The following is a 22,170-nucleotide window of genomic DNA, read 5'->3' as shown; positions in this document are numbered from 1 at the left end:
GCCGCGCGGCGGCCGGAGGAGTCCTCCGCCGCCCGGGAGCCGCCGGCGGAGCCCCCCGGGCCCGCCGGAGCACCCGCGGACGGCAGGGGACCGGGACCGGGGTGAGGGCCGGGACCCGGCCCGGGTCCGGGACGCGGAAGGCGCCCGCGGGCCCGGGCCGGACCCGGCCGGACCCCCGCGGCGCCCTCGGCCTCCCGGCCCGTGCCCCCGAGCCCGTGCCCCCGAGCCCGCGCAAGACCCCGCAGCAGGACCCGGCACCCCCGCGCCCGCCGCATCCCGGTCACGGCCGAGCACCGCGCCCCCCGCGACGGCGGCGGCGCCCGCCCCGGAAGGGGCCGAGAGGCCGAAAGAGGTGCAGCGATGCAGGATCCGACCGCTCCCGACGACCGCGGACCCGACGGCACGCAAGACGGCGCCCCTGGCGGGCGCGGCACCCGCGCCCGGCGGCCCCGCCCGCCCGGCGGCAAGGCGCTGACCCGGCTGGTGCAGGAACTCGAACGCACGGGCCGCGGCCGGCAGGCCGCCGCCGCGGTCGACAGGGCCGTGCCCGGACTCGGCGGGAGCCGCCGCCAGGAGCTGATCACCGAGGCCGTGGGGCCGCCCGAGGTCCGGCCGCCCGCCCGGGACCGGGCCCCGCGCCCGCCCGTCGCGGAGGACGGCCGGGAGGAGGGGGCCCCGCCGCCCCGGGAGGCCGCCGAGCGCGTCCGGGCGGGCGCCGCGGACGCGGAGTCCCTCGCCGTCGTGTACCGGGAGACGGCCGAACGGCTGGCCGCACCGCCCCGCGCCCCCGGCCCGGTCTGGCGCTCCCTGGGCCCCTGGACCGTGCCGGGCGGGCAGACGTACGGGCTGAGCCGGGTCAACGTCTCCGGCCGGATCTCCGCGATCGCTGTCGACCCGGCCAACGGCGCGCACCTGCTGGCCGGGGCCGCGGGCGGCGGCATCTGGGAGAGCACCGACCGCGGCGCCTCCTGGGCGCCCCGCACCGACGACGCGGCCACCCTCACCACCGGTGCCCTCGCCTTCGACCCCGCCGCCCCGGGCACCGTGCTCGCCGGCACGGGCGAGGGCAACGCCTGGTCCTGGCTGGGCACCGGGGTCATCCGCTCCACCGACGGCGGCACGACCTGGGCGCCGCTGTGCACCGACCCGTTCACCGGCCAGGGCTTCTACGACCTGGCCTTCGACCCCACCCGCCCGGGTACCGTCCTCGCCGGGACCACCGCCGGCCTGTACGGCTCCGCCGACGGCGGCGCGAGCTGGACCCTGCGCCGGGCCGGCGCCACCTGGTCGGTCGCGGTGTCCGCGAACGGCGAGGCCCTGGCGGCCCGTTCGGACGGGATGTTCCGTTCGGACGACGGCGGGGCCGTCTGGCTCCCCGTCTCCCTGCCCACCCCGGGCTCCTTCCCGTACGCGCGGTTCGCCGCGGCCGTCGCCCCGTCCGACCCCGGCGTCGCGTACGCCTGGGCGGCCGACGCCGACCACGTGGCCCGGCTGTGGCGCAGGTCCGGCGGGACGGCCTGGAAGCGGATCCCGGTGCCACCCGGCCTGGCCACCGGGCAGGCCTGGTACGACTGGTTCCTCGGCGTCTCCCCCGACCGCGCGGACCAGGTCTACCTCGGCGCCATCGACATCTACCGGGGCGACCGCACCGGGACGACCTGGAGCTGGCAGGACGTCTCCAGCCGGGAGACCGGCGGCGACTCCATCCACCCCGACCAGCACGCCATCGCCTTTGAACCCGGCGCCCCCGGTGTGGTGTACGTGGGCAACGACGGCGGCCTGTTCCGCAGCCCCGACCGCGGCGTGCACTGGGAGGACCTCAACCACGGCCTCGTCATCGGCGAGTTCGAGTACCTCGCGCAGGACCACGCCTCCGACACCTGGCTGCTCGGCGGCACCCAGGACAACGGCACCAACCGCTGGACGGGCTCCCCGAGCTGGACCCACGTCCAGGACGGCGACGGCGGCGACTGCGCCGTCAACCGCGACGACCCGCGCACCGTCTTCCACACCTTCTACGACATGAACCTGGAACGCTCCCGCAGCCGCGGCGACTTCGGCACCTGGACCGGGGTGTCGCCCCCGGTGCCGGCCGGGGAGGCCGCGTTGTTCTACCCGCCCCTGGAGACCAGCGCCACCGCCGGGCGGACCGTCGCCTTCGGCGGCGGGGCCCTGTACGTCTCCCGGGACGACGCGGGCAGTTGGAAGCGGCTGCCGTTCCCCGCCCCGGGCGTGGGCAGCGCCATGTACGTCCCGCACGCCGACGAGGTCCTGGTCGGCACCACCCGGGGCCGGTTGTACCGGACCCGCTGGCAGGGCGGCGCCTGGAGCCCGCTCACCGCGCTGGCGACGCCCCGCGCCGACGCCTGGATCAGCGACATCCACGTCGACCCCGCCGACACCGACCGGATCTGGATCACGCACAGCACCATCGGCGGCGGCCGCATCTGGCACTCCGCCGACGGCGGCGCCACCTGGGACGACCGCTCCGCCGGGTTGCCGCCGCTGCCGCTCAACGCCGTCGAGGTCGACCCGCTCGACCATGACCGGCTCTGGGTCGCCGCGGACCTGGGCGTCTACCGGTCCGTCGACGCCGGGGCCGGCTGGGAGCCCTTCGCCGACCGGCTGCCCAACGCCCTGGTCGGCGACATCGTCCTGCACCCGAACGCCCGGCTGCTGCGCGCCGGAACCCGCAACCGCGGCGTGTGGGAGATCCCCGTCGACGGCCCCGTCGACGGCCCTGTCGACGGGTGAACCGTCGAAGCCTGCCCCCGCACCGATGAGTTCCGCCGTCCCGACCGGTCGGACCGGTATGACGAACCGGATCCTGGAGTTGACCGGCGCCGATGTCGCGGCGGGCGGGGCGGACGCGGCGTGCCTGCGCCTGGCGGAGCTGTACGGGGCCGGGGCCGGCTCCGTGGAGTGCGACCTCGCGGTCCTCCCCGGCCCGCCCGCACTGGCCGCCGTCGAGACCCTGGCCCGGCTGCGGCTGACCGCCCGCCGCTGGGACCGCGGCCTGACGGTGACCGGCGCGGGGCCCGGGCTACGCGCCCTGCTCGGCCTCGTGGGACTCGCCGAGCTCCTCGGGGAGGCCGAAGAGGGGGAACCAGCGGTCGGTGTCCAGGAAGGCGTTGAGCCCGGTGATCCGCCCGCCTGAGACCTCCAGCACCTGCAGCGCCCACGGGACGTGGCCCGGCCGGCCGTCCTGCCGCGGCCGGTACTGGCCGAAGGCGGGCAGGCCGTTGGCCGTGGTGGGGACCAGGCGGGAGCCCTTGCAGCCGATGCCCTGGTTCAGGTGCCACGCGGCGATGTCCGCATGACCCTGCAGCCACAGGTCGAACGGCGGCATGGACAGCACCGCGTCCTCGTGGAGCAGTGCGGTCAGCCGGGAGATGTCGTACGCCTCGAAGGCGGACACGTACTGCTCCAGCAGCTTCGCCTGCTCCGCGTCGAGCGGGTCGGCGGGCTGGCTGTCGCGGGCCGGGCGGGCGGCCAGCGTGGCCCGGGCGCGCTGCAGGGCGCTGTTCACCGAGGCGGTGGTGGTGTCCAGCAGGGTCGCCACCTCGTCGGCCTTCCAGGCCAGCACCTCGCGCAGGATCAGCACGGCCCGCTGCTTCGGCGGCAGGTGCTGCAGCGCCGCGACGAACGCGAGGCGCACCGACTCCTTCGCCAGCGCCGCCTCCGCCGGGTCGGCGGTCTGCGGCAGCACCCGTCCGTCCGGGACGGGCTCCAGCCAGGTCACCTCGGGCCGTTCGTTCAGCACGGCGGAGGCCTGGTGCTGCGGGGCGCCGAGGTCCATGGGGCGGGCCCGCTTGTTGCCGGCGCTCAGCAGGTCCATGCAGACGTTGGTGGCGATGCGGTACAGCCAGGAGCGCAGCGAGGACCGCCCCTCGAACTTCCCGTAGGCGCGCCAGGCGCGGACGTACGTGTCCTGCACCGCGTCCTCGGCGTCGAAGGAGGAGCCGAGCATGCGGTAGCAGTAGCCGGTGAGCTCCACGCGGTAGCGGTCGAGCGCCGCGTCCAGTCCCGCGTCGGCGTCGGCGGCGCGGCTGGCGGCGAGGCCGGCGGTGTCCGTCATCTGTGTCGCTCCCCTGGTCGGTCCCCGTGCAACGGAACCTACCGGAGGGGTCCGACAGCCGCAGCCCGGCGCGGAACCGCCCGGCGCCACCGGGCCGTTCCCGCTTCAGCGGGCCGCCAGCAGCCGCCGCTCCGCCCGGGCCGCGTGCGAGCCGTACAGGGTGATCGACACGACGCCCAGCACCGCCAGCAGCGCGATCGCGGCCGTGGCCGCCCAGCCCCCGGAGTGGTAGGCGAGCGCGCCCAGCGTGCCGCCCGCGCTGGAGCCGAGATAGTACGCGGACTGGTACAGCGCGGAGGCCTGCGCGCGGCCCGACACGGCGGTCCGGCTGACCGCGGCGGAGGCCACCGCGTGGCCCGCGAAGAAGCCCGCGGTGATCAGGACGAGCCCGGCGACGATCGCGGCCACCGAGTCGGCCAGCGAGAGCAGCAGCCCGAGGGCGGTGGTGGCCACCGCCAGGTACAGGGCGCCGCGCCGCCCCATGCGGGCCACGAGCTGGCCCGCGGCGGCGGAGGAGACCGTACCGACCAGGTAGATCAGGAAGATCGAGCCGATCGCGCCCTGGCCGAGGGAGAACTCGTCGACCAGCCGGTAGCCGATGACGGTGTAGACGGCGCCGAAGACGGTCATGAACAGGGCGCCGATCCCGTACAGGCGCAGTAGCAGCGGATTGCGCAGGTGTCCGGCGACGGCGGCGCCCACCGCGCGCGGGTCCAGCGAGGCCGGGCGGAAGAACCGTGCCCGCGGCAGCAGCACCCAGAAGGCGACCGCGCAGGCCAGCGCCATCGCGCCGACGGCGAGCAGGCCGGCCCGCCAGCCCCAGGCCTGGGCCGCCCAGCCGGTGACGAGGCGGCCGCTCATGCCGCCGATGGAGTTGCCCGCCACGAACAGGCCGATCGCTCCCACCAGTGCCTTCGGCTGCACCTCCTCCGCCAGGTACGCCATCGCGGAGGCGGGGATGCCGGCGATCGCCGCACCCTGCACGGCGCGCAGCGCCACCAGCCACTCCAGGTTCGGCGCGAACGGCACGAGGAGCCCGATGCCGACGGCGACCGCCATGGACACCGTCATCATCCGGGTCCGGCCGAAGCGCTCGGAGAGCGCGCTGAGCGGCAGTACGAACAGGGCGAGCGCACCGGTGGCCGCGGAGACGGTCCAGCTGGCCTGGCCGGCCGTCACGCCGAAGCCTTCGGAGACGGCGGGCAGCAGGGCCTGCGTGGAGTAGAGGAGGGCGAACGTCGCGAGACCGGCGGCGAAGAGCGCGAGGCTCATCCGGCGGTAGCCGGGGCGGCCGGGGGCGTGGGCCCGGGGTTCCTGCGGGGACGACGGGGTGGAGGCACCCGGGATGACGGGTGCCCCGGTATGAACGGGAGGCATGTCTCGACCGTAGACCCGCCCCGTTTCATGCGTCCAATGCACGAAATCGCGATAATCGATCCTCTGGTGCATCAGCACAGCTCAGAGGGGCGCTTGTCAATGAACCGTTACGAAGAAGACACCGCTGTGACAGCTTTGCTGGCCCCGCGGCTGGCGTACTTCGCCGCGGTCGCCCGGCACGAGCACGTCACCCGCGCCGCCCACGAGCTGGGCGTTCCGCAGTCCACCCTGTCGCGGGCCATGGTCCGGCTCGAACAGGACCTGGGCGTCGCGCTGTTCGCCCGTACGGGCCGTACCGTCGCGCTCACCACCGCCGGCCGGACCTTCCTCGGCGCGGCCGAGAAGGCGCTCGCCGAGATCGCCCGGGCCGCCGGATCGGTCCAGCACGACGCCGACTCCGCCTACGGCAAGGTGGCGTTCGGATTCCTGCACACCCTCGGCCCCGAGACCGTACCCGGCCTGATCCGCGCCTTCCGCGCCGACCACCCCGGCGTCCGCTTCTCCCTCGTCCAGAACTACGGCGAGGCGATGCTGGAGCGGCTGCGGGCCGGCGAGCTCGACCTCTGCCTGACCTCGCCCCTCCCGGTCGCCCCCGACCTGGTGGCCCGCCGGCTGGACGAGCAGCGGCTGCGCCTGGTCGTCCCCGACGACCACCGCCTCGCGACCCGCAAGCGGATCCGCCTCGCCGAGGCCGCCGAGGAAACCTTCGTCACCCTGGAACCCGGCTACGGGCTGCGCCGCATCACCGACGACCTGTGCGCCGAGGCCGGGTTCACCCCCCGGGTCGCCTTCGAGGGCGAGGAGGCCGAGACGCTGCGCGGGCTGGTCGCGGCCGGTCTCGGCGTGGCCCTGCTGCCGCCGCCGGCGGTGCCGCGCCCCGGTGTGGTCGAGCTGACGGTGACGGCCCCGCGGGCGGTCCGCGAGATCGGGGTCGCCTGGCTCGACGGCCACCCCGACACCCCGCCGGTGGCCCAGTTCAAGCGGTTCCTGCTGTCCCGGCGGGGCCGGCTGATCCCGGAGACCCACCACGGCCCGGTTCAGGACGCGCCGGCCTCCGAAGCGGCCGCCGCGCCCGACAGCGGAACCGCGGAGAGCAGGTAGCCCGCCTGGAAGCGGGACTTGGCGCCGACCGCCCGCATGATCTCCGCGATGTGGCGCTGGCAGGTCCGCTCGGACATGCCCGGACGGCGCGCGATCGCCCTGTCCTCCAGCCCCTCCGACAGCAGCCGCACGATCGTCTGCCGCAGCTGGTCCGAGAGCGAGCGGGCCGCCTCCCGGCTCACCGTCGCCGGGAACCGGTCCGCCTTCAGCCAGCAGCGCTCGAAGGCCGAGGCCATGAAGTGCACGACGCCGGGCCCCCGCACCACCAGCGCCGCCCCCGCGCGGTCCGGCACCGTCATCAGCCCTGTGTGCTCCGGGACCAGCGCGCGCACCGCCCCCAGGTCGGTGACCGTCTCCAGCTCCTGCCGCCCCGGCCCGCTGCGGTCGCGCTGCGCGGCCTCTGCCTCGTACGCCGGCACCAGCGCATCCAGGCGGCCGCGCGGCCGGTCCACCTCGTCGTGGGCGTCCCGGACGAGCAGGGCCAGCGGCGCCGCGGCCCGGGACGCCGCCGCCCGCGGGGCCACGGCGCTCCACCGGTCCGGGTCGCCGCCGGGGCCTGCTGGAGCAGGTGGGCGGCGGCCAGCTCGGTGATCGCCCCGGCCGCCCGCGGGCCGAGACCGGCACAGTGGAACATCGGGCCGTCCGCTGTGCGGACGCGCGCGCGGTGATGGGTGCGCCGGACCCCGCCGTGCCATCCGGCCGCACGGGGGCGGAGCGGAGGGCACCGGCGGACCGGCGCGCCCGCCTCCGGAGGACGGGCGCTAGCCGCCGGAGGGCTTCGCGTAGTCGCCGTAGCCGGTCCAGTCGACGGCCACGCACGGCTCGTCGCCCAGGACCCAGGCGTCGTGGCCGGGCGACAGCTGCATGAAGTCGCCGGGGCCGTAGTCGCTGCTCTCCCCGTCGTCCATGACGACGTGCATGCGGCCGCTGATGACGTACCCCGTGTGCGCGGACTGACAGCTGTCGGTGCCGGCGATCGGCTTGATGTGCTCGGACCAGCGCCAGCCCGGCTCGAACACGGCGCGGCCCACGGGCCCGCCGTCGGTCTGGATCAGGTCCAGCCGGCCCTTGCCGTCCTCGAAGGGACGCGTCTCGTCGGCCTCGTCGAAGTTCCTGCGCACCATGGTCATGCCCCATCGCCTCCCGAAGGGGTTGCGGAGGTGGGCCCCGAGTCCATTTCTCACTTTAACGCCGGTGGCCCTCCTCAACCCCGCAGCGAGCGGCTCAACCCCGCAGCGAGCGGCCGAACCCGGCGGCGAGCGGCATCCGCAGGCCCAGCGGCGGCGGGGCCGCCAGGGCATCGGTCACCGGTCGCGAGTACCGGCCCGTGAACAGGGCCCCGAGGACGAAGTCCACGGACAGCGCCACGACTTCCGCCTGGTGGTCCCGTAACCGGTGGCCGTCGGAGTGGACCTCGAACCGGCACGTCGTCCGGTTCGCCTTCTTCGCCCGCGCCGCGAGGCGGAACGATGCTTCAGGGGCGCTGCGCGCGTCGTTCGTCCCGTGCACGATCAGCACCTGCCGGCCGGACAGCTGCTTCACCGGTTCAGGTGTGTCCGGTCCCGCCGCCTCGTCCAGCGAAGGCGCGAGCGCCAGAACGGAGTTGACGGCCCCGTGGCCCGCGGCGAGCAGCGCCGCCCGGCCGCCCGCCGCGTGGCCGGCGAGGCAGAGGGGCACGTCCCCGTAGCGGCGGACCGCCTCGTCCGCCGCCCACCGGGCGTCGCCCTCCCGGCTGCCGTCCCCGCCGTACGCCACGGTGTGCGTGACCAGCCCTTCCGCCCGGCCCGCGCGGGCCAGGGCCCGGGCGAGCGGCCGCACCGGACCGGGGGGCCACCGGGTCGCCCCGGGGAGCAGGAGCACCACACCGCTGACCGTCGAGACCGAGTCGTTCGCGCCGGCCGCCCGCCCCAGGCGGGCCCCGCGCGCCGGAGGCGCATCATGAGACATGGCGGAACAGTCTCAGACTGACAGGTGTACGCGACCCGTCCGTACGGTCTCTGTTGGATATCGGACCTGCGCCGTGACCCAGCTCTACGCGCGTAGGCGCTAGAGTGCGCAGATGACGAGCCAGACCACCGAACTGCCCACCCCGGAACAGATCCGCCGCGCCCCGAAGGTGCTGCTGCACGACCACCTCGACGGCGGCCTGCGTCCCGGCACCATCATCGAGCTGGCCCGCGCGGTCGGCTACGACAAGCTCCCCGAGACCGACGCCGACAAGCTGGGCGTGTGGTTCCGGGACGCCGCCGACTCCGGTTCCCTGCCCCGCTACCTGGAGACGTTCGCGCACACCTGCGCCGTCATGCAGACGAAGGAGGCGCTCTTCCGGGTCGCCGCCGAGTGCGCCGAGGACCTCGCGGAGGACGGCGTCGTCTACGCGGAGGTCCGCTACGCGCCGGAGCAGCACCTGGAGGCCGGCCTGACCCTCGAAGAGGTCGTCGAGGCCGTGAACGAGGGCTTCCGCGAGGGCGAGCGCCGGGCGCGGGAGAGCGGCCACCGCATCCGCGTGGGCGCGCTGCTCACCGCGATGCGCCACGCCGCCCGCGCGCTGGAGATCGCGGAGCTGGCCAACCGCTACCGCGACAACGGCGTCGTCGGCTTCGACATCGCCGGCGCCGAGGCAGGTTTCCCTCCCACCCGCCACCTCGACGCGTTCGAGTACCTCAAGCGCGAGAACAACCACTTCACGATCCACGCGGGCGAGGCCTTCGGCCTGCCGTCGATCTGGCAGGCGCTGCAGTGGTGCGGCGCGGACCGCCTCGGCCACGGCGTGAAGATCATCGACGACATCGAGGTCGCCGAGGACGGTTCCGTCAAGCTGGGCCGGCTGGCCTCGTACGTCCGTGACAAGCGCATCCCCCTGGAGATGTGCCCGACGTCGAACCTGCAGACCGCCGCGGCCGCCTCGTACGCCGAGCACCCGATCGGCCTGCTGCGCAAGCTGCACTTCCGGCTGACGGTCAACACCGACAACCGGCTGATGAGCGGCACCAGCATGAGCCGCGAGTTCGAGCACCTGGTCGACACCTTCGGCTACTCGCTCGACGACATGCAGTGGTTCACCGTCAATGCCATGAAGTCCGCGTTCATTCCTTTCGATGAACGACTGGCCATGATCAACGACGTGATCAAGCCCGGCTACGCCGAGCTGAAGTCGGAATGGCTGTTCCGGCAGACCGCTTCGACCAGCGGTTCTGTTTCGGCCTAGGCCACGGCCTGACCGAAGGAAAGCGTCCGGGAGGAACAATTCCCGGGCGCTTTCTCATATTTGAGGATGTTTGCGGGCCGCGGTTTCCAGTGGCTAGTTTGCGGAGCCGCCCGATTCCCCAGTCCCAAGGACCAACCTCCATGAAGCAGTCAGCTGCCAAGACCCTCGGTGTCGCCGCCCTCGGTGCCGCCTTCGCCGCCGTCGCGGCCGGTACCGCCTCGGCCGCCGTCCCCGCCATCGGCGTCACCGACGCGCTGGGCACCGCGACCGGCGCGCTCCAGGGCCTCACCAGCCAGCAGCACGTGAGCCCCAAGGGCCAGGACGCCAGCGACCCCGGCGCCGCGGTCACCCAGCTGACCGACACCGTCGGCCCCCTGGTCGGCGGCCTGCCGGTCGGCGCCCTCGGCGGAGGCTGATCCCCGCCGGATCCCCGCCGGATCCGCACCCGCACCCGCAGCCGGATCCGCACCTGGTTCCGCACCGGATCCACCCGGGATCCGCGCCGATTCGTACGCGCGCACGCAGGGCGCATGCCGGTTCGACCGGGTGTGCGCCCCGCGGCGCGGTGTGCCAGGATCCCCGCCAACCGCCCGTCGACGGACGGGCGGGGGTACCACCCGGCGGTAGCCGGGGGAGAGGTCACCGGTCATGCGCCTGATGCCCCGAAGCACGGTCGGAGCGGCCGCCGCCGCCCTGCTGCCCGCCCTCCTGCTGGGGGCTGTCGGATGCGGTGCGGGCGCCCCTGCGGGCGGGAAGGCCCCGGACCAGAAGGACTCCGCCCCGGCCGGGACGACACCCGGCGGCTCTCCGGACGCAGGCCCCCCGTCCGGTGCCGCCGCCCCGGCGAAGACCGGGGGGACCAGGCTGGAGCGCTCCGCCCTCGAACAGGGCGACCTGCCCGGCTACCAGGTCTCGGCGCAGGGCAAGAACCCGAACGCCCCCGACGGCCAGCCCCAGGCCGACCGGAAGACCTGTCAGCCGCTGGCCGACATCATGGGCGACGAGCCGGACCCGGCGGCGCGCGAGACCGTCAACCGCGGCATCGGCTCGCAGAAGCAGGTCGGCCTCGCCGTCTCCGCCTCCGTCAGCTCCTACGCCGAACGCGACGCGAAGGCCCTGATCACCCGCCTCGAAGACGCGGTCGCCGCCTGCGGTACGGGCTTCACGGCCACCGTCGACAAGCAGAGCGGCAGCTACCGGGACGTGCGCGCGGCCGACTACCGGACCGCCGGCGACGACACCGTCAGTTGGACCACGACCGCCTCCGCCCAGGGCGTCTCGGCCCAGGTCCACGTCGTCGTCGTGCGCCAGGGCGACACCGTGGTGCGGCTGATGGCCCTCAACGTGACCGGCGCAGGGCAGCAGGCCCAGGTGCCGCACGAGGTGGCGGACAAGCAGCTGGAGAAGGTCCGCCGCGCCACCTGACGGCGGGCCGGCGGAGGGTCACCAGGCGGCGGACGAGGACTTCTCGTTCGGCAGCAGCAGCCACAGCGCCAGGTAGATCAGGAACTGCGGGCCGGGCAGCAGGCACGAGACGACGAATATCAGCCGCATCGTGTTCGCGGAAATTCCGAAGCGGCGCGCCAGGCCGGCGCAGACGCCGCCGATCCAACGGCCGTCACGGGGGCGCGTAAGGGCGCTCATGGGGTCTCCTCTGTCGCATTTCGCGGGGGTTTCCCGCGATGCCTCAATACTCCCGCGGCACCGCTGACAGAACGTCGGTCCAGGGTCCCAGCCCGACCCTGGTAATTCTCGGGGTGGACCCCTGAGTCGGTCGGGAAGCGCGCGCCCGCTGCGAGCGGCGCAGCCGGGCCCGCAGCGCCGGTACGACGACCGCGTGCGCCAGCACCACGCCGAGGGTGTTCAGCAGCACCGAGTCCACGTCGGGCACCCGGCCCGGGACCGCACTCTGCAGCATCTCGATGCCGATCGACACCAGCGCGCCCGCGGCGGCCGTCCGCGCCAGCGAGGACCACGCGGCCAGCGGCGACGGCGCCAGGCTCCCGCCGGCCAGGGGCAGCAGGACGCCGAGCGGGGCGAGCAGCGCCAGGCCCTCGCCGATCCGGCGGGCTGCCTCCAGCGGCCCGAGCGCGAGATCGGCCCGGATCCCCTCGAAGGGGGTCAGGTTCGGGGCAGCCGCCCAGGGCACGTCCAGGGGGCGGAGGGTGAGCCAGCCGACGAGGAGCAGATGAGCGACCAGCAGGCCCCCGCCGAGGAGCCGGAGCCGCAGGTGTATGGCGGTGGCGGCGCGGGGGCCGACCTCATGACGCTGCACACCGGCGAGGACGCAGCGGGCGGTGGCTTCGGTTCCGAAATGCCCCGGACGGTGGGGGCTGATGAGAATCCGATCGGATGAAAACACCGGGGTTGTGGACGAGCCTTCCCGCCGCCCGGCCGTCATCACGCACAGTGAGCGGGACGACGCACACCGGATGCAGTGGAGGAAGGCAGCCATGTTCGGACACCGCAGGGCCGGAAGGGGCCGCGCCCGGCCCGTCCGGCGGATCGCCGCCCTGGCCGGCGCCCACGCCCTGGCCGCCGCCCTGACCGGGTTCGGCGCGGTCCCGGCGCACGCCGCGGAGCCGACCTGCTTCAACGCGGTCGCGACGGGCACCGTCGGCACCCCGGGGGACGACGTGCTCATCGGCACGGAGGGCCGCGACGTCATCGACGGCCGGGGCGGCCACGACAAGATCTGCGGTCTGGGCGGCGACGACGTACTGATCGGCGGGAGCGGGGACGACCAGATCGCGGGCGGCGCCGGCGACGACCAGCTGGACGGCGGGGCCGGCGTCGACCTGCTGGTCGGCGACGACATGGCCTGGACCGGCGACGCCACCGGCCCCACCGGACGCGACCGCCTGGTCGGCGGGGCCGCGGGCGACTCCCTGATCGGCGACCACTACGCCGTCCAGGGCACCGCGAACGGCGCCTCCGCCGACCTGCTGTTCGGCGGGGACGGCGAGGACTCCCTGACCGGCGACAGCGTCGGCGACCGGGCCACCGGCGGCGCCGACGACCGCCTCGAAGGCGGCCGGGACAGCGACAACCTCACCGGCGACTCGGCCGGGTTCCACGACGCGGCCGGCGCCGGCGACGACGTCCTGCTGGAGGGCCCCGGGGACAACGGCCTCGCCACCGGTGACAGCAGCTCGATCCTGGGGAACGTCAGCGGCAGCGGCGGGGACGACGTCATCGACCTCGGCGAGGACGGCGGCTTCGGCGCCTGGGGCGACCACCAGACCTACTCCGGCACCGCCGTCGGCTCCGGCAACGACCGCATCCTCGGCGGCAGGGCGGGCGAGGTCGTCCTCGCCGGGGACAGCGGCCTCGGCGACCCCGCCGGCGCGACAGCGGGCCACGACGTGATCGACGGCCGCGGCGGGAACGACCGCATCATCGGCGACAACGCCGACGCCCGGTTCACCAACGACTCCGTCGGCACCGCGGGCGGCATGGACTTCCTCACCGGCGGCGCCGGCGACGACTTCCTGCGCGGCGGACCCGCCAACGACACCCTCAACGGCGGCGCGGACACGGACGACTGCGACGGGGAGAGCGCCACGAACGTGCAACTGGCCTGCGAGATCTGAACCGGGCGGCCCGGCGACCCGCGGCCCTCCCGGAGTCCCCGCGCAGGTCCGGGCGGGCGGGGCGGCGGGGACGGACCGTCACCCGTTCGGCGCAATGCCGCTCGCCGGGGGGCCGCAACGCCCGCACGCTCGAATGGCCCCCACCCATTCGAGCGAGAGGCGAGGTGGCGCGATGACAACCACTCCCACGCCCGCACCCGCCGGAAAACCCGGCGCCACGCATCCCTGGGCGTCCGGCGGCACGATGCTCGCCGGTGTCCTGATGGTGATCAACGGTGTCTTCGCGATCATCGAAGGCATTTCCGCCATCGCGAGGGACGACATCTTCTACACCCGGATCGGCGACTACGTCTACAAGTTCAGCCTGTCCGGCTGGGGCTGGATCCACCTGATCCTGGGCATCGTGGTCCTGATCGTCGGCATCTTCCTGCTCAAGGGTGCGAACTGGGCGCGGATCGCCGGTATCGTCCTCGCCTCGCTGTCGGTGATCGTCCACTTCCTCTGGCTGCCCTACCAGCCGCTGTGGTCGCTCGTCGTCATCGCCGTGGCCGTGTTCATCATCTGGGCCCTGTGCACCGACAAGGAGCCCGCGCGCTGGTGAGCCGCAGCCGAGCGCAAGCCGACCGCGTACGAATCGGGACGGTGACGGTCCGAACGGTGACGGCCCGGACGGTCTAGCGGACGGCGAGCAGCACGATCAGGAGCACCGCTCCCACCACGGCCGGCGCGATGACCTCGTACGACCAGCGCACGCGCACACCGCCCTGCGCCCCGGCCCGCGAGGCACCGCGCTCGGCCAGTTCGCGCAGCTCGTCGACCACCTGGTCCGCGTGCGCCCGCTGCGGTTCGGCGGGCGCCGCGGCGCCGTTCGAACCGGCGGCGCCCTTGTGGTCCGCGCCCAGGCCCTTGCCGGTGAGCCCGCCGCGACGGCTGAGCTGCTGCCGGTTCGCCTTCTTCCGCTCCCGCAGCGAGACGGGCACCGACCACAGCTGGTACTTCGCCCCCTCGGCCAGCACCTCGGCGGAGTACCCGGCACGGACCGCGTCCACGGCGGCCCAGGGCAGCTCGATGACCCGGAAGGGGTTGCGCACCCGCATCCGGTTCTCGTTGGCGAAGACGGCCGGGCGGATCGTGAACGCCACCGTCAGCGGTACGGCGAACAGGGCGATCGCCACGGCGACCCAGCGGGCGTCGTCCGACCCGCGCACCAGGGCGTCCCCGCACAGCCACACGATCAGGGCCAGCAGCAGGAGCCCCGTGACCACGGCCATGGGGGAGCGGTAGACCCGGTCGTCGTAGACCGGCTCGTCATCGGGCTGCTGGCTGCTCATGCGCCCGATTCTGCCTCACGGCGCCGGGGCCCACGAGGTCGGCGTACAGGATGATGTTGTCGGGGCGGTGGCCGTCTGTGAGCTCACCGCCGCAGGTGATGAGCCGCAGTTCGGGGCCGGCGGTGTTCCCGTAGACCTTGGTGGTCGGGAAGTGCTTCTTGTCGACCTGTTCCAGTTCCCGGACGCGGAAGACGGCGGCGGTGCCGTCCGCCCGGTCCACCGTGATCTCGTCGCCGGTGCGGATCCGCGACACGTCGCGCAGGACGGCCGGGCCGCGTGCGGTGTCGAAGTGCCCGATCAGCACGGCCGGGCCGGTCTCCCCGGGCGTGACGCCCTTGGTGTACCAGCCGATCCGGTCCGCCTGCTCCACGGAGGGCACCTCGACCGTGCCGTCGGCGGCCAGGCCCAGCCTGAGCAGCGGTCCCGTGTCCACGCCGGCCGCCGGCACCCGCACCCGTACGGGCTCGGAGGCGGGCAGGGCGGCCGCGGGCCCGGCCGGGGCGTCGCCGCCGGCGGAGGCCGGGGGCGCCGCCGACGCCGCCGTGACGTGCGGCGGGGGCGTGGCCGGTCCGGCCGGGGCGCCGGCGCAGCCGGTCAGCGCGGCCAGGCAGAGCAGGGCGGCCGGTCCGAGGAGGGCGGCGGCGAGCGGCGGGCGTGTGCGGTGGGCCATGGGGTGCTCCGGAAACGGGACCGGCGGGCCGCCACTGGGGCGGCCCGCCGGCTGGGGTGTGGGTGGTGCGGTGTGGCCTGAGGAGGGCCGGGACATGCGGTGGTGCGGGTGGTGCGGGTAGTGCCGATCGTGCGGTGGTGCGGGTGGTGCCGGCGGGGTGGCCGGCGGGGTGGGTCAGGCGCGGTTGCGGGCGGCGCGGCCGCGGGCGGCCCAGGCAGCCCCGAGACCGGCGAGGATCGCGACCAGGCCCCCGCCGGCAGCCAGGGTGGTGCTGTCGTCCGTGTCCTCGGCGGCGATCTCGGCGCCCGCGGCGACCGAGCCCTGCGGCACGACCACCGTCTGGGCGACCGTCTGCGGCTTCACGTCGGCGGCCGGCTTCGTGTCGGCGACCGACTTCACGGCGACCGTGGTCGTGGCGACGGTCTTGGTGGAGCGCGTGGTCTCCGGCAGCAGGTAGAAGTCCGCGGCGCCCTCGCCCTGCACGCGGACGGTGAGGCCGTAGCGGCCGTCGTCCGTCTTGGCGAGCTTGTAGTCGGTGCCGTCGACCACCGCGTGGGGGGAGGAGAGGGTCAGCGTCGCCAGGACGCGGCCCGCCCGGCCGTCGGCCGGCTTCCAGTCGTCGGCGACGGCGCGGATCCAGACCTCGGGGCCCTCGGCGTCGTTGCGCAGCACCGCGATCCGGCCCTTGCCGACGAGCACGATCTCGCCGTCGAAGCGGTCCTTGACCGTCGTGGCCGGGGTCTTCGGGGTCTTCGGGGCCTCCGGCGACTTCGGCTTCTCCGGGGCCGGCTTGACCGGGTTCTGCGGGGTCTTCACGGACTCGGCCTTCGGCAGCGGGAAGGACTTGGTGGCGCCGTCCGTGGTGACCGTCAGCACCGGGGCGGAGGTGTCGAGCTTGGTGAGCTTCAGGCTGAGCCCGTTGATCGTGTCGCCGGTGTGGGAGCGGTCCAGCGTCGTCAGGACGCGGACCATGTAGGCGTCGCCCGGCTTCCACTGCTCGCCCACGGCGCGGATCCAGGCCTCGGGGCCCTCGGGCCCGTTGCGCAGCACCGCGACCAGACCCGCGCCGATGTAGACCGGCTCGCCCGCGTAGCGGTCGTTGTCCGAGACGGTCCCGTACACCGAAGTCGTCAGGCCCTGCACGGCCGGCGCGGCGAACGCGGTCGTGGCGGCGGGTGCCAGCAGCGCCCCGGCGAGGGCGGCGGTGACGATCGAGGTACGGAGGGCGGTACGCATAACGACTCCAGAATGCTCTGTCGTGGATAGGTGGGAGAGTCGCATGCCGCGTTTTCTCTGTCGGGCTTTCATCCGGTGAGGTCTGGCGGGCTGCTGAAGAAAAATCTACGGATCTTGTTCACCCGGAGCGTGCGGTTCCTGTCATGGCCCTGTAACGGCCCTGACCAGCGGATTCCGCTTGTTACCCGCCGGTGTCCCGCGCGGCCCCGCGCCCGGATGGGCCCACCCCCGCACAAATGTGCACCGCGAGGGGGTGACAGGAAGCTACGCGCGTAGATATGCTCATGTGGTGACCATGCCCACCATCCCCGCATTCGCCGACGTGACGACGTCCGACAGTGCGCTGCGCCGGTTCCTGCACGGGCTGCCCGGCGTGGACGCCGTCGGCCTGGAGGCCCGCGCGGCCGCCCTCGGTACCCGTTCGATCAAGACCTCGGCCAAGGCGTACGCCATCGACCTGGCCATCTCGATGATCGACCTGACCACGCTCGAGGGTGCCGACACCCCGGGCAAGGTCCGGTCGCTCGCAGCCAAGGCCGTCAACCCCGACCCCACCGACCGTACGACGCCCATGACCGCCGCGGTCTGCGTCTACCCGGACATGGTGGCCACCGCCAAGGCCGGCCTGAACGGCGCCGACGTGAAGGTCGCGTCCGTCGCCACCGCCTTCCCGGCCGGTCGCGCCGCGCTGCCGGTCAAGCTCGCGGACACCCGTGACGCCGTCGCCGCCGGCGCCGACGAGATCGACATGGTCATCGACCGTGGCGCCTTCCTCGCCGGCCGCTACCTGGAGACGTACGAGCTGATCAAGGCCGTCAAGGAGGCCTGCGTCCGGCCGGACGGCACCGCCGCCCGCCTCAAGGTCATCTTCGAGACCGGCGAGCTGTCGACGTACGACAACATCCGCCGCGCCTCCTGGATCGGCATGCTCGCGGGCGCCGACTTCATCAAGACCTCCACCGGCAAGGTCGGCGTCAACGCCACCCCCGCCAACACCCTGCTCATGCTCGAAGCCGTCCGTGACTTCAAGGCGCAGACCGGCATCCAGATCGGCGTGAAGCCGGCGGGCGGTATCCGGACCACGAAGGACGCCATCAAGTTCCTGGTCCTGGTCAACGAGACCGCGGGCGAGGCCTGGCTGACCAACGAGTGGTTCCGCTTCGGCGCCTCCAGCCTGCTCAACGACCTGTTGATGCAGCGCCAGAAGCTGAACACCGGCCGTTACTCCGGTCCCGACTACGTGACGGTGGACTGATCACCATGGCATCTGCATTCGAGTACGCACCGGCTCCCGAGTCCCGCTCGGTCGTCGACATCGCCCCCTCCTACGGGCTCTTCATCGACGGTGAGTTCACCGACGCCGCCGACGGCAAGGTCTTCAAGACCGTCTCGCCGTCCACCGAGGAGGTCCTCGCCGAGGTCGCCCAGGCGGGCGCCGCGGACGTCGACCGCGCCGTCAAGGCCGCCCGCAGGGCCTTCGAGAAGTGGTCCGCGCTGCCGGGCTCCGAGCGCGCCAAGTACCTCTTCCGCATCGCCCGGATCATCCAGGAGCGCAGCCGCGAGCTGGCCGTCCTGGAGACCCTGGACAACGGCAAGCCGATCAAGGAGACCCGCGACGCGGACCTCCCGCTGGTCGCCGCGCACTTCTTCTACTACGCGGGCTGGGCCGACAAGCTCGACCACGCCGGCTACGGTGCGAACCCGCGCCCGCTGGGCGTCGCCGGCCAGGTCATCCCGTGGAACTTCCCGCTGCTGATGCTGGCGTGGAAGATCGCTCCGGCGCTGGCCGCCGGTAACACGGTGGTCCTCAAGCCCGCCGAGACGACCCCGCTGTCCGCCCTGTTCTTCGCGGACATCTGCCGCCAGGCGGGCCTGCCCAAGGGCGTCGTCAACATCCTCCCCGGCTACGGGGACACCGGCGCGGCCCTCGTCGGGCACGCGGACGTCAACAAGGTCGCGTTCACCGGTTCCACCGCGGTCGGCAAGGCCATCGCCCGCCAGGTCGCCGGCACCGACAAGAAGCTCACCCTGGAGCTGGGCGGCAAGGGCGCCAACATCGTCTTCGACGACGCCCCCATCGACCAGGCCGTCGAGGGCATCGTCGGCGGCATCTTCTTCAACCAGGGCCAGGTCTGCTGCGCCGGCTCCCGCCTGCTGGTCCAGGAGTCGATCCACGACGAGCTGCTGGACTCGCTCAAGCGCCGCCTGAGCACCCTGCGCCTCGGCGACCCGCTCGACAAGAACACCGACATCGGCGCGATCAACTCCGCCGAGCAGCTGGCCCGGATCACCGCCCTCGCGGACACCGGTGAGGCCGAGGGTGCCGAGCGTTGGTCCCCGGCCTGCGAGCTGCCGTCCTCCGGCTACTGGTTCGCCCCGACGCTCTTCACGAACGTCAGCCAGGCGCACACCATCGCCCGCGACGAGATCTTCGGCCCGGTGCTTTCCGTGCTGAGCTTCCGCACGCCGGACGAGGCCGTCGCCAAGGCCAACAACAGCCAGTACGGCCTGTCCGCCGGCATCTGGACGGAGAAGGGCTCGCGCATCCTCGCGGTCGCGAACAAGCTCCGCGCCGGTGTCGTCTGGGCCAACACGTTCAACAAGTTCGACCCGACCTCGCCCTTCGGCGGCTACAAGGAGTCGGGCTTCGGCCGCGAGGGCGGTCGCCACGGCCTGGAGGCTTACCTCGATGTCTGAGTCGACCGCGCGTCTGAACGTCTTCAAGACCTACAAGCTGTACGTCGGGGGCAAGTTCCCCCGCTCCGAGAGCGGCCGGGTGTACGAAGTGACGGACTCCAAGGGCAACTGGCTGGCCAATGCCCCGCTGTCCTCCCGCAAGGACGCCCGTGACGCGGTCGTCGCCGCCCGCAAGGCCTTCAGCGGCTGGTCCGGCGCGACCGCCTACAACCGCGGCCAGATCCTCTACCGCATCGCCGAGATGCTGGAGGGCCGCCGCGAGCAGTTCGTCCGCGAGGTCGGCGAGGCCGAGGGCCTGTCCAAGTCCAAGGCCGCCGCGGTCGTGGACGCGGCCATCGACCGCTGGGTCTGGTACGCGGGCTGGACCGACAAGATCGCCCAGGTCGTCGGCGGGGCCAACCCGGTTGCGGGCCCGTACTTCAACCTGTCCACCCCGGAGCCGACCGGTGTCGTCACGGTCGTGGCCCCGCAGGACTCGTCCTTCCTGGGCCTGGTCTCCGTGATCGCCCCGGTGATCGCGACCGGCAACACCGCGGTCGTCATCGCCAGCGAGAAGGCCCCGCTGCCGGCCCTGTCCCTGGGCGAGGTGCTGGCCACCTCCGACCTGCCGGGCGGCGTCGTCAACATCCTGTCCGGCAAGGCCTCCGAGATGGGCCCGCACCTCGCGGCCCACCAGGACGTCAACGCGATCGACCTGGCGGGCGCCGACGCGGCCCTCGCCAAGGAGCTGGAGATCGCCGCCGCCGACAACCTGAAGCGCGTCCTGCGTCCACAGCCTGTGGGCGACTGGACCGGCGACCAGGGCACGGCGCGCATGACGGCGTTCCTGGAGACCAAGACGGTCTGGCACCCGACGGGCTCGCTCGGCGCCTCCGGCTCGTCCTACTGAGGCAGCCCCCGAGGGCCGAGCCCCCATGAACCGACCCCGGCAGCAACCCCCGTGCTGCCGGGGTCGTTCTCTGCCGTCCGGTTTACTTGCCGCCGGTCAGGGGGCCGAGGAGGGAGCCGACGGCCGCCTCGGGGAGTTCGGCGACCGAGGGGCCCTGGGTGAGGGTGCCGGTGACCATGCCGGTGCCGACCGACGGGAAGTCCGCCACCTTCGTGGCGATGCCGTTGTCCAGCGGGTCCACGCCCGTGTGGGCCAGCGGGTTCACCTTCAGGTTCGCGAGCGGGTCGACGACCCCGGCGACCGCCGCCGGAACCGACAGTTCGCCCGCCTGGGCGCCGCCCGCGGCCATCGCGAGGGCCGCACTGGCCATCGAGACCGTGAGGCCCGCGGAGCGCAGGCGCAGGGCCGGGGAGGTGCCGGGGGCTGCGTGACGTGCCATGAGATCCCGCCTGTGGTCGTGTTCGGGTGTGCACGCAGCGTAGTGGAGGTGTGATCCTCGATACCAACGTGTGCCAGATGGCATCCCACGCGCGGGGGAATGCGTCAGACTGGTGTTCCGTGAGCGCCTCCTCTCCTTTGCCTACGCGTGTCGTCCTGTTGACCGGACCTTCAGGTTCCGGAAAGTCCTCGCTCGCCGCCCGCTCCGGTCTCCCGGTGCTGCGGCTGGACGACTTCTACAAGGAGGGCGACGACCCGTCCCTCCCCCTGGTCGAGGGCAGCTCCGACATCGACTGGGACTCCCCGCTCTCGTGGGACGCCGACGTCGCCGTCGAAGCCATCGCGCAGCTGTGCCGCACCGGCCGTACCGAGGTCCCCGTCTACGACATCGCCACCTCGTCCCGGACCGGCACGGAGGCCTTCGGCATCTCCCGGACCCCGCTCTTCATCGCCGAGGGGATCTTCGCGGCCGACATCGCGGCCCGCTGCCAGGAGCTCGGGCTGCTCGCCGACGCGATCTGCCTGCGCGGCCGCCCGTCCACCACGTTCCGCCGCCGCCTGCTGCGCGATCTGCGCGAGGGCCGCAAGTCGGTGCTGTTCCTGCTGCGCCGGGGCCTGCGCCTGATGCGGGCCGAGCGGGGCATCGTCGCCCGGCACGTGGCCCTCGGTGCCCACCCCTGCGCCCGCGACGAGGCCCTGGGCCGCCTGGCGGCCGCGGCCGCCGGCCGGCACCGCTCGCCGAGCGCCGCCGCCGTCTGACGGCGTCACGGCGCCACGGCGTCACACCGCCCGGCGCATGCAGCTCCGCGGCCACCGGTCCAGGCCGTGCGCCGCCTCGCGCTCGCGGATCCGCCGCAGGCCGGGGGTGAGCGCGCCGTCGTCCACGAGCCGGAAGCCGCAGCGCGCGTAGTAGGGGGCGTTCCACGGGACCTCGGTGAACGTGGTGAGGGTCAGGGCGGGCGCCCCCTCGCGGACGGCGTGCTCCGACAGCCGGTCCAGCAGGGCCCGGCCGATGCCGCGCCGTGCGCTGTCCGGGTGCACCGAGACCTGTTCGACGTGGAGGTTGCCGTCGACCCGGTCGGCGATCAGGTAGGCGACTGGAGTGCCGGCGTCGGCGTCGGCGTCGGCGTCGGTGACCGCGACCCAGGCCAGCCCGGCCCGCTGGTAGCGCGCGAGCTCGTCGAGCGGGAGCGGCTCGTCGTCGGCGATCTCCGGCATGCCGACGGACCGGAAGCACTGCCCCGCGGCCCTCTCGATGTCCTGGAGGACGGCCAGTTCGCTCGGGTGCACGGCTCGGATGCGCATGGACCCATTGTCCGGAGCCGGCCGAACGGGACCACTGGAATAACGGAGCCATTGAAATGAGGGGCGGCGCCGGATCGGCCCGCCCCTGACACAACCCGCCCCCGACAAAAAAAGGAGCGCGGGATCAGTCGGACCCCCGACCGACTGATCCCGCGCGTTTCCCCCCCCGGTCCCCATCCCCACCCCCCAGGAAAGCCCCCCCCCCAACCGGCCCCTTGCTGGCCTCTTGGAGATTCCCGTGCCTCAC

At 73.8% G+C, this 22,170-nt stretch carries 23 protein-coding genes and 1 pseudogene; 12 read left to right on the top strand and 12 right to left on the bottom strand.

Going from position 1 to position 22,170, the window contains the following annotated elements:
- Positions 1-360 precede the first annotated feature (360 nt).
- Both ACZ4VL_RS18695 and ACZ4VL_RS18690 read left to right on the top strand, forming a co-directional pair.
- Positions 361-2,754 carry a WD40/YVTN/BNR-like repeat-containing protein gene (locus tag ACZ4VL_RS18695; RefSeq protein WP_468200871.1) on the top strand — a complete coding sequence of 798 codons (2,394 nt, stop codon included), beginning with the start codon at positions 361-363 and terminating at the stop codon, positions 2,752-2,754.
- 25 nt (positions 2,755-2,779) lie between these two features.
- Complete coding sequence (locus ACZ4VL_RS18690) at positions 2,780-3,157, top strand: STAS domain-containing protein (protein ID WP_468200868.1); 378 nt, start codon at positions 2,780-2,782, stop codon at positions 3,155-3,157.
- Here ACZ4VL_RS18690 and ACZ4VL_RS18685 read toward each other — a convergent pair.
- Together ACZ4VL_RS18685 and ACZ4VL_RS18680 are read right to left on the bottom strand one after the other, a co-directional pair.
- Complete coding sequence (locus ACZ4VL_RS18685) at positions 3,044-4,078, bottom strand: sigma-70 family RNA polymerase sigma factor (RefSeq protein WP_468200866.1); 1,035 nt, start codon at positions 4,076-4,078, stop codon at positions 3,044-3,046. The genes ACZ4VL_RS18690 and ACZ4VL_RS18685 overlap by 114 nt on opposite strands.
- A 105-nt stretch (positions 4,079-4,183) precedes the next feature.
- A complete protein-coding gene (locus ACZ4VL_RS18680) occupies positions 4,184-5,455 on the bottom strand; it encodes an MFS transporter (protein ID WP_404238542.1) in 1,272 nt (423 codons plus the stop codon).
- Between the two features lie 63 nt (positions 5,456-5,518).
- Between ACZ4VL_RS18680 and ACZ4VL_RS18675 the strand changes: the two are divergent.
- A pseudogene (locus tag ACZ4VL_RS18675) lies at positions 5,519-6,475 on the top strand (LysR family transcriptional regulator); the annotation flags it as partial.
- 17 nt (positions 6,476-6,492) lie between these two features.
- On the opposite strand, the gene ACZ4VL_RS18670 reads toward ACZ4VL_RS18675, so the two are convergent.
- The 3 genes from ACZ4VL_RS18670 to ACZ4VL_RS18660 all read right to left on the bottom strand — a co-directional run bounded on the left by ACZ4VL_RS18670 (position 6,493) and on the right by ACZ4VL_RS18660 (position 8,503).
- A complete protein-coding gene (locus tag ACZ4VL_RS18670) occupies positions 6,493-7,080 on the bottom strand; it encodes a helix-turn-helix transcriptional regulator (RefSeq protein WP_468200863.1) in 588 nt (195 codons plus the stop codon).
- A gap of 237 nt (positions 7,081-7,317) precedes the next feature.
- Positions 7,318-7,686 carry a cupin domain-containing protein gene (locus ACZ4VL_RS18665; protein WP_468200860.1) on the bottom strand — a complete coding sequence of 123 codons (369 nt, stop codon included), beginning with the start codon at positions 7,684-7,686 and terminating at the stop codon, positions 7,318-7,320.
- A 94-nt stretch (positions 7,687-7,780) separates the two neighbouring features.
- On the bottom strand, positions 7,781-8,503 hold the full coding sequence (locus ACZ4VL_RS18660) for an alpha/beta hydrolase (protein ID WP_468200858.1): 723 nt from the start codon (positions 8,501-8,503) through the stop codon (positions 7,781-7,783).
- 112 nt (positions 8,504-8,615) lie between these two features.
- On the opposite strand from ACZ4VL_RS18660, the gene ACZ4VL_RS18655 reads away from it, so the two are divergent.
- The 3 genes from ACZ4VL_RS18655 to ACZ4VL_RS18645 all read left to right on the top strand — a co-directional run bounded on the left by ACZ4VL_RS18655 (position 8,616) and on the right by ACZ4VL_RS18645 (position 11,189).
- Positions 8,616-9,764 (top strand): adenosine deaminase, encoded by a 1,149-nt coding sequence (locus ACZ4VL_RS18655; RefSeq protein ID WP_385847578.1) that lies wholly within the window; start codon positions 8,616-8,618, stop codon positions 9,762-9,764.
- A 140-nt stretch (positions 9,765-9,904) separates the two neighbouring features.
- Positions 9,905-10,180 carry a hypothetical protein gene (locus ACZ4VL_RS18650; protein ID WP_468200855.1) on the top strand — a complete coding sequence of 92 codons (276 nt, stop codon included), beginning with the start codon at positions 9,905-9,907 and terminating at the stop codon, positions 10,178-10,180.
- Positions 10,181-10,421: 241 nt separating this feature from the next.
- A complete protein-coding gene (locus tag ACZ4VL_RS18645; RefSeq protein ID WP_468200852.1) occupies positions 10,422-11,189 on the top strand; it encodes a hypothetical protein in 768 nt (255 codons plus the stop codon).
- 18 nt (positions 11,190-11,207) lie between these two features.
- On the opposite strand, the gene ACZ4VL_RS18640 is transcribed toward ACZ4VL_RS18645, so the two are convergent.
- Together ACZ4VL_RS18640 and ACZ4VL_RS18635 are read right to left on the bottom strand one after the other, a co-directional pair.
- Positions 11,208-11,408 (bottom strand): PspC domain-containing protein, encoded by a 201-nt coding sequence (locus tag ACZ4VL_RS18640; RefSeq protein WP_468200850.1) that lies wholly within the window; start codon positions 11,406-11,408, stop codon positions 11,208-11,210.
- Between the two features lie 43 nt (positions 11,409-11,451).
- Positions 11,452-12,039, bottom strand: a complete 588-nt coding sequence (locus ACZ4VL_RS18635; RefSeq protein ID WP_468200848.1) for a VanZ family protein — start codon at positions 12,037-12,039, stop codon at positions 11,452-11,454.
- 178 nt (positions 12,040-12,217) lie between these two features.
- Between ACZ4VL_RS18635 and ACZ4VL_RS18630 the strand changes: the two genes are divergently transcribed.
- Together ACZ4VL_RS18630 and ACZ4VL_RS18625 are read left to right on the top strand one after the other, a co-directional pair.
- On the top strand, positions 12,218-13,357 hold the full coding sequence (locus ACZ4VL_RS18630; protein ID WP_468200845.1) for a calcium-binding protein: 1,140 nt from the start codon (positions 12,218-12,220) through the stop codon (positions 13,355-13,357).
- Positions 13,358-13,529: 172 nt separating this feature from the next.
- Positions 13,530-13,958, top strand: coding sequence for a DUF7144 family membrane protein (locus ACZ4VL_RS18625; protein WP_468200842.1), 429 nt, complete (start codon positions 13,530-13,532; stop codon positions 13,956-13,958).
- Between the two features lie 73 nt (positions 13,959-14,031).
- On the opposite strand, the gene ACZ4VL_RS18620 is transcribed toward ACZ4VL_RS18625, so the two are convergent.
- From ACZ4VL_RS18620 to ACZ4VL_RS18610, 3 genes are all read right to left on the bottom strand, one after another.
- Positions 14,032-14,688: a PH domain-containing protein gene (locus ACZ4VL_RS18620; RefSeq protein WP_468200840.1), complete on the bottom strand. Its 657-nt coding sequence runs from the start codon at positions 14,686-14,688 to the stop codon at positions 14,032-14,034.
- The gene (locus tag ACZ4VL_RS18615) at positions 14,666-15,358 is read right to left on the bottom strand and encodes a class F sortase (RefSeq protein ID WP_468200838.1); all 693 of its coding nucleotides are present in this window, start codon (positions 15,356-15,358) and stop codon (positions 14,666-14,668) included. The genes ACZ4VL_RS18620 and ACZ4VL_RS18615 overlap by 23 nt, the downstream gene beginning before the upstream one ends.
- A gap of 174 nt (positions 15,359-15,532) precedes the next feature.
- A complete protein-coding gene (locus ACZ4VL_RS18610) occupies positions 15,533-16,594 on the bottom strand; it encodes a hypothetical protein (protein WP_468200835.1) in 1,062 nt (353 codons plus the stop codon).
- 295 nt (positions 16,595-16,889) lie between these two features.
- On the opposite strand from ACZ4VL_RS18610, the gene deoC reads away from it, so the two are divergent.
- Genes deoC through ACZ4VL_RS18595 form a run of 3 tightly spaced genes read left to right on the top strand, consistent with a single transcriptional unit; the run spans position 16,890 to position 20,180 of the window.
- The gene (deoC, locus tag ACZ4VL_RS18605; RefSeq protein ID WP_361093671.1) at positions 16,890-17,849 is read left to right on the top strand and encodes a deoxyribose-phosphate aldolase; all 960 of its coding nucleotides are present in this window, start codon (positions 16,890-16,892) and stop codon (positions 17,847-17,849) included.
- Positions 17,850-17,854: 5 nt separating this feature from the next.
- A complete protein-coding gene (locus ACZ4VL_RS18600) occupies positions 17,855-19,291 on the top strand; it encodes an aldehyde dehydrogenase family protein (protein ID WP_468200833.1) in 1,437 nt (478 codons plus the stop codon).
- Positions 19,284-20,180 carry an aldehyde dehydrogenase family protein gene (locus ACZ4VL_RS18595; RefSeq protein ID WP_468200830.1) on the top strand — a complete coding sequence of 299 codons (897 nt, stop codon included), beginning with the start codon at positions 19,284-19,286 and terminating at the stop codon, positions 20,178-20,180. Before ACZ4VL_RS18600 ends, ACZ4VL_RS18595 begins: the two co-directional genes overlap by 8 nt.
- 82 nt (positions 20,181-20,262) lie before the next feature.
- On the opposite strand, the gene ACZ4VL_RS18590 is transcribed toward ACZ4VL_RS18595, so the two are convergent.
- A complete protein-coding gene (locus ACZ4VL_RS18590) occupies positions 20,263-20,619 on the bottom strand; it encodes a hypothetical protein (RefSeq protein WP_468200827.1) in 357 nt (118 codons plus the stop codon).
- Between the two features lie 77 nt (positions 20,620-20,696).
- On the opposite strand from ACZ4VL_RS18590, the gene ACZ4VL_RS18585 reads away from it, so the two are divergent.
- Positions 20,697-21,377, top strand: a complete 681-nt coding sequence (locus ACZ4VL_RS18585) for a uridine kinase family protein (protein WP_361093425.1) — start codon at positions 20,697-20,699, stop codon at positions 21,375-21,377.
- A 21-nt stretch (positions 21,378-21,398) separates the two neighbouring features.
- Here ACZ4VL_RS18585 and ACZ4VL_RS18580 read toward each other — a convergent pair whose 3' ends face one another.
- Positions 21,399-21,923 carry a GNAT family N-acetyltransferase gene (locus ACZ4VL_RS18580; RefSeq protein WP_468200825.1) on the bottom strand — a complete coding sequence of 175 codons (525 nt, stop codon included), beginning with the start codon at positions 21,921-21,923 and terminating at the stop codon, positions 21,399-21,401.
- Positions 21,924-22,170: the final 247 nt, after the last annotated feature.

Source organism: Streptomyces sp. NPDC029014, assembly GCF_055564695.1.
The sequence above is the reverse complement of the archived record's forward strand: the minus strand, read 5'-3'. Positions and strand labels throughout refer to the sequence as shown.

Coding starts and splice junctions, on each gene's coding strand:
- ACZ4VL_RS18655 (WP_385847578.1), top strand. CDS start 8,616: ATGACGAGCCAGACCACCGAACTGCCCACCCCGGAACAGATCCGCCGC.
- ACZ4VL_RS18615 (WP_468200838.1), bottom strand. CDS start 15,358: ATGGCCCACCGCACACGCCCGCCGCTCGCCGCCGCCCTCCTCGGACCG.
- ACZ4VL_RS18585 (WP_361093425.1), top strand. CDS start 20,697: ATGGCATCCCACGCGCGGGGGAATGCGTCAGACTGGTGTTCCGTGAGC.
- ACZ4VL_RS18640 (WP_468200850.1), bottom strand. CDS start 11,408: ATGAGCGCCCTTACGCGCCCCCGTGACGGCCGTTGGATCGGCGGCGTC.
- ACZ4VL_RS18580 (WP_468200825.1), bottom strand. CDS start 21,923: ATGCGCATCCGAGCCGTGCACCCGAGCGAACTGGCCGTCCTCCAGGAC.
- ACZ4VL_RS18645 (WP_468200852.1), top strand. CDS start 10,422: ATGCCCCGAAGCACGGTCGGAGCGGCCGCCGCCGCCCTGCTGCCCGCC.
- ACZ4VL_RS18695 (WP_468200871.1), top strand. CDS start 361: ATGCAGGATCCGACCGCTCCCGACGACCGCGGACCCGACGGCACGCAA.
- ACZ4VL_RS18685 (WP_468200866.1), bottom strand. CDS start 4,078: ATGACGGACACCGCCGGCCTCGCCGCCAGCCGCGCCGCCGACGCCGAC.
- ACZ4VL_RS18595 (WP_468200830.1), top strand. CDS start 19,284: ATGTCTGAGTCGACCGCGCGTCTGAACGTCTTCAAGACCTACAAGCTG.
- ACZ4VL_RS18660 (WP_468200858.1), bottom strand. CDS start 8,503: ATGTCTCATGATGCGCCTCCGGCGCGCGGGGCCCGCCTGGGGCGGGCG.
- ACZ4VL_RS18590 (WP_468200827.1), bottom strand. CDS start 20,619: ATGGCACGTCACGCAGCCCCCGGCACCTCCCCGGCCCTGCGCCTGCGC.
- ACZ4VL_RS18690 (WP_468200868.1), top strand. CDS start 2,780: ATGAGTTCCGCCGTCCCGACCGGTCGGACCGGTATGACGAACCGGATC.
- ACZ4VL_RS18665 (WP_468200860.1), bottom strand. CDS start 7,686: ATGACCATGGTGCGCAGGAACTTCGACGAGGCCGACGAGACGCGTCCC.
- ACZ4VL_RS18625 (WP_468200842.1), top strand. CDS start 13,530: ATGACAACCACTCCCACGCCCGCACCCGCCGGAAAACCCGGCGCCACG.
- ACZ4VL_RS18650 (WP_468200855.1), top strand. CDS start 9,905: ATGAAGCAGTCAGCTGCCAAGACCCTCGGTGTCGCCGCCCTCGGTGCC.
- ACZ4VL_RS18600 (WP_468200833.1), top strand. CDS start 17,855: ATGGCATCTGCATTCGAGTACGCACCGGCTCCCGAGTCCCGCTCGGTC.
- ACZ4VL_RS18610 (WP_468200835.1), bottom strand. CDS start 16,594: ATGCGTACCGCCCTCCGTACCTCGATCGTCACCGCCGCCCTCGCCGGG.
- ACZ4VL_RS18680 (WP_404238542.1), bottom strand. CDS start 5,455: ATGCCTCCCGTTCATACCGGGGCACCCGTCATCCCGGGTGCCTCCACC.
- ACZ4VL_RS18620 (WP_468200840.1), bottom strand. CDS start 14,688: ATGAGCAGCCAGCAGCCCGATGACGAGCCGGTCTACGACGACCGGGTC.
- deoC (WP_361093671.1), top strand. CDS start 16,890: ATGCCCACCATCCCCGCATTCGCCGACGTGACGACGTCCGACAGTGCG.
- ACZ4VL_RS18630 (WP_468200845.1), top strand. CDS start 12,218: ATGTTCGGACACCGCAGGGCCGGAAGGGGCCGCGCCCGGCCCGTCCGG.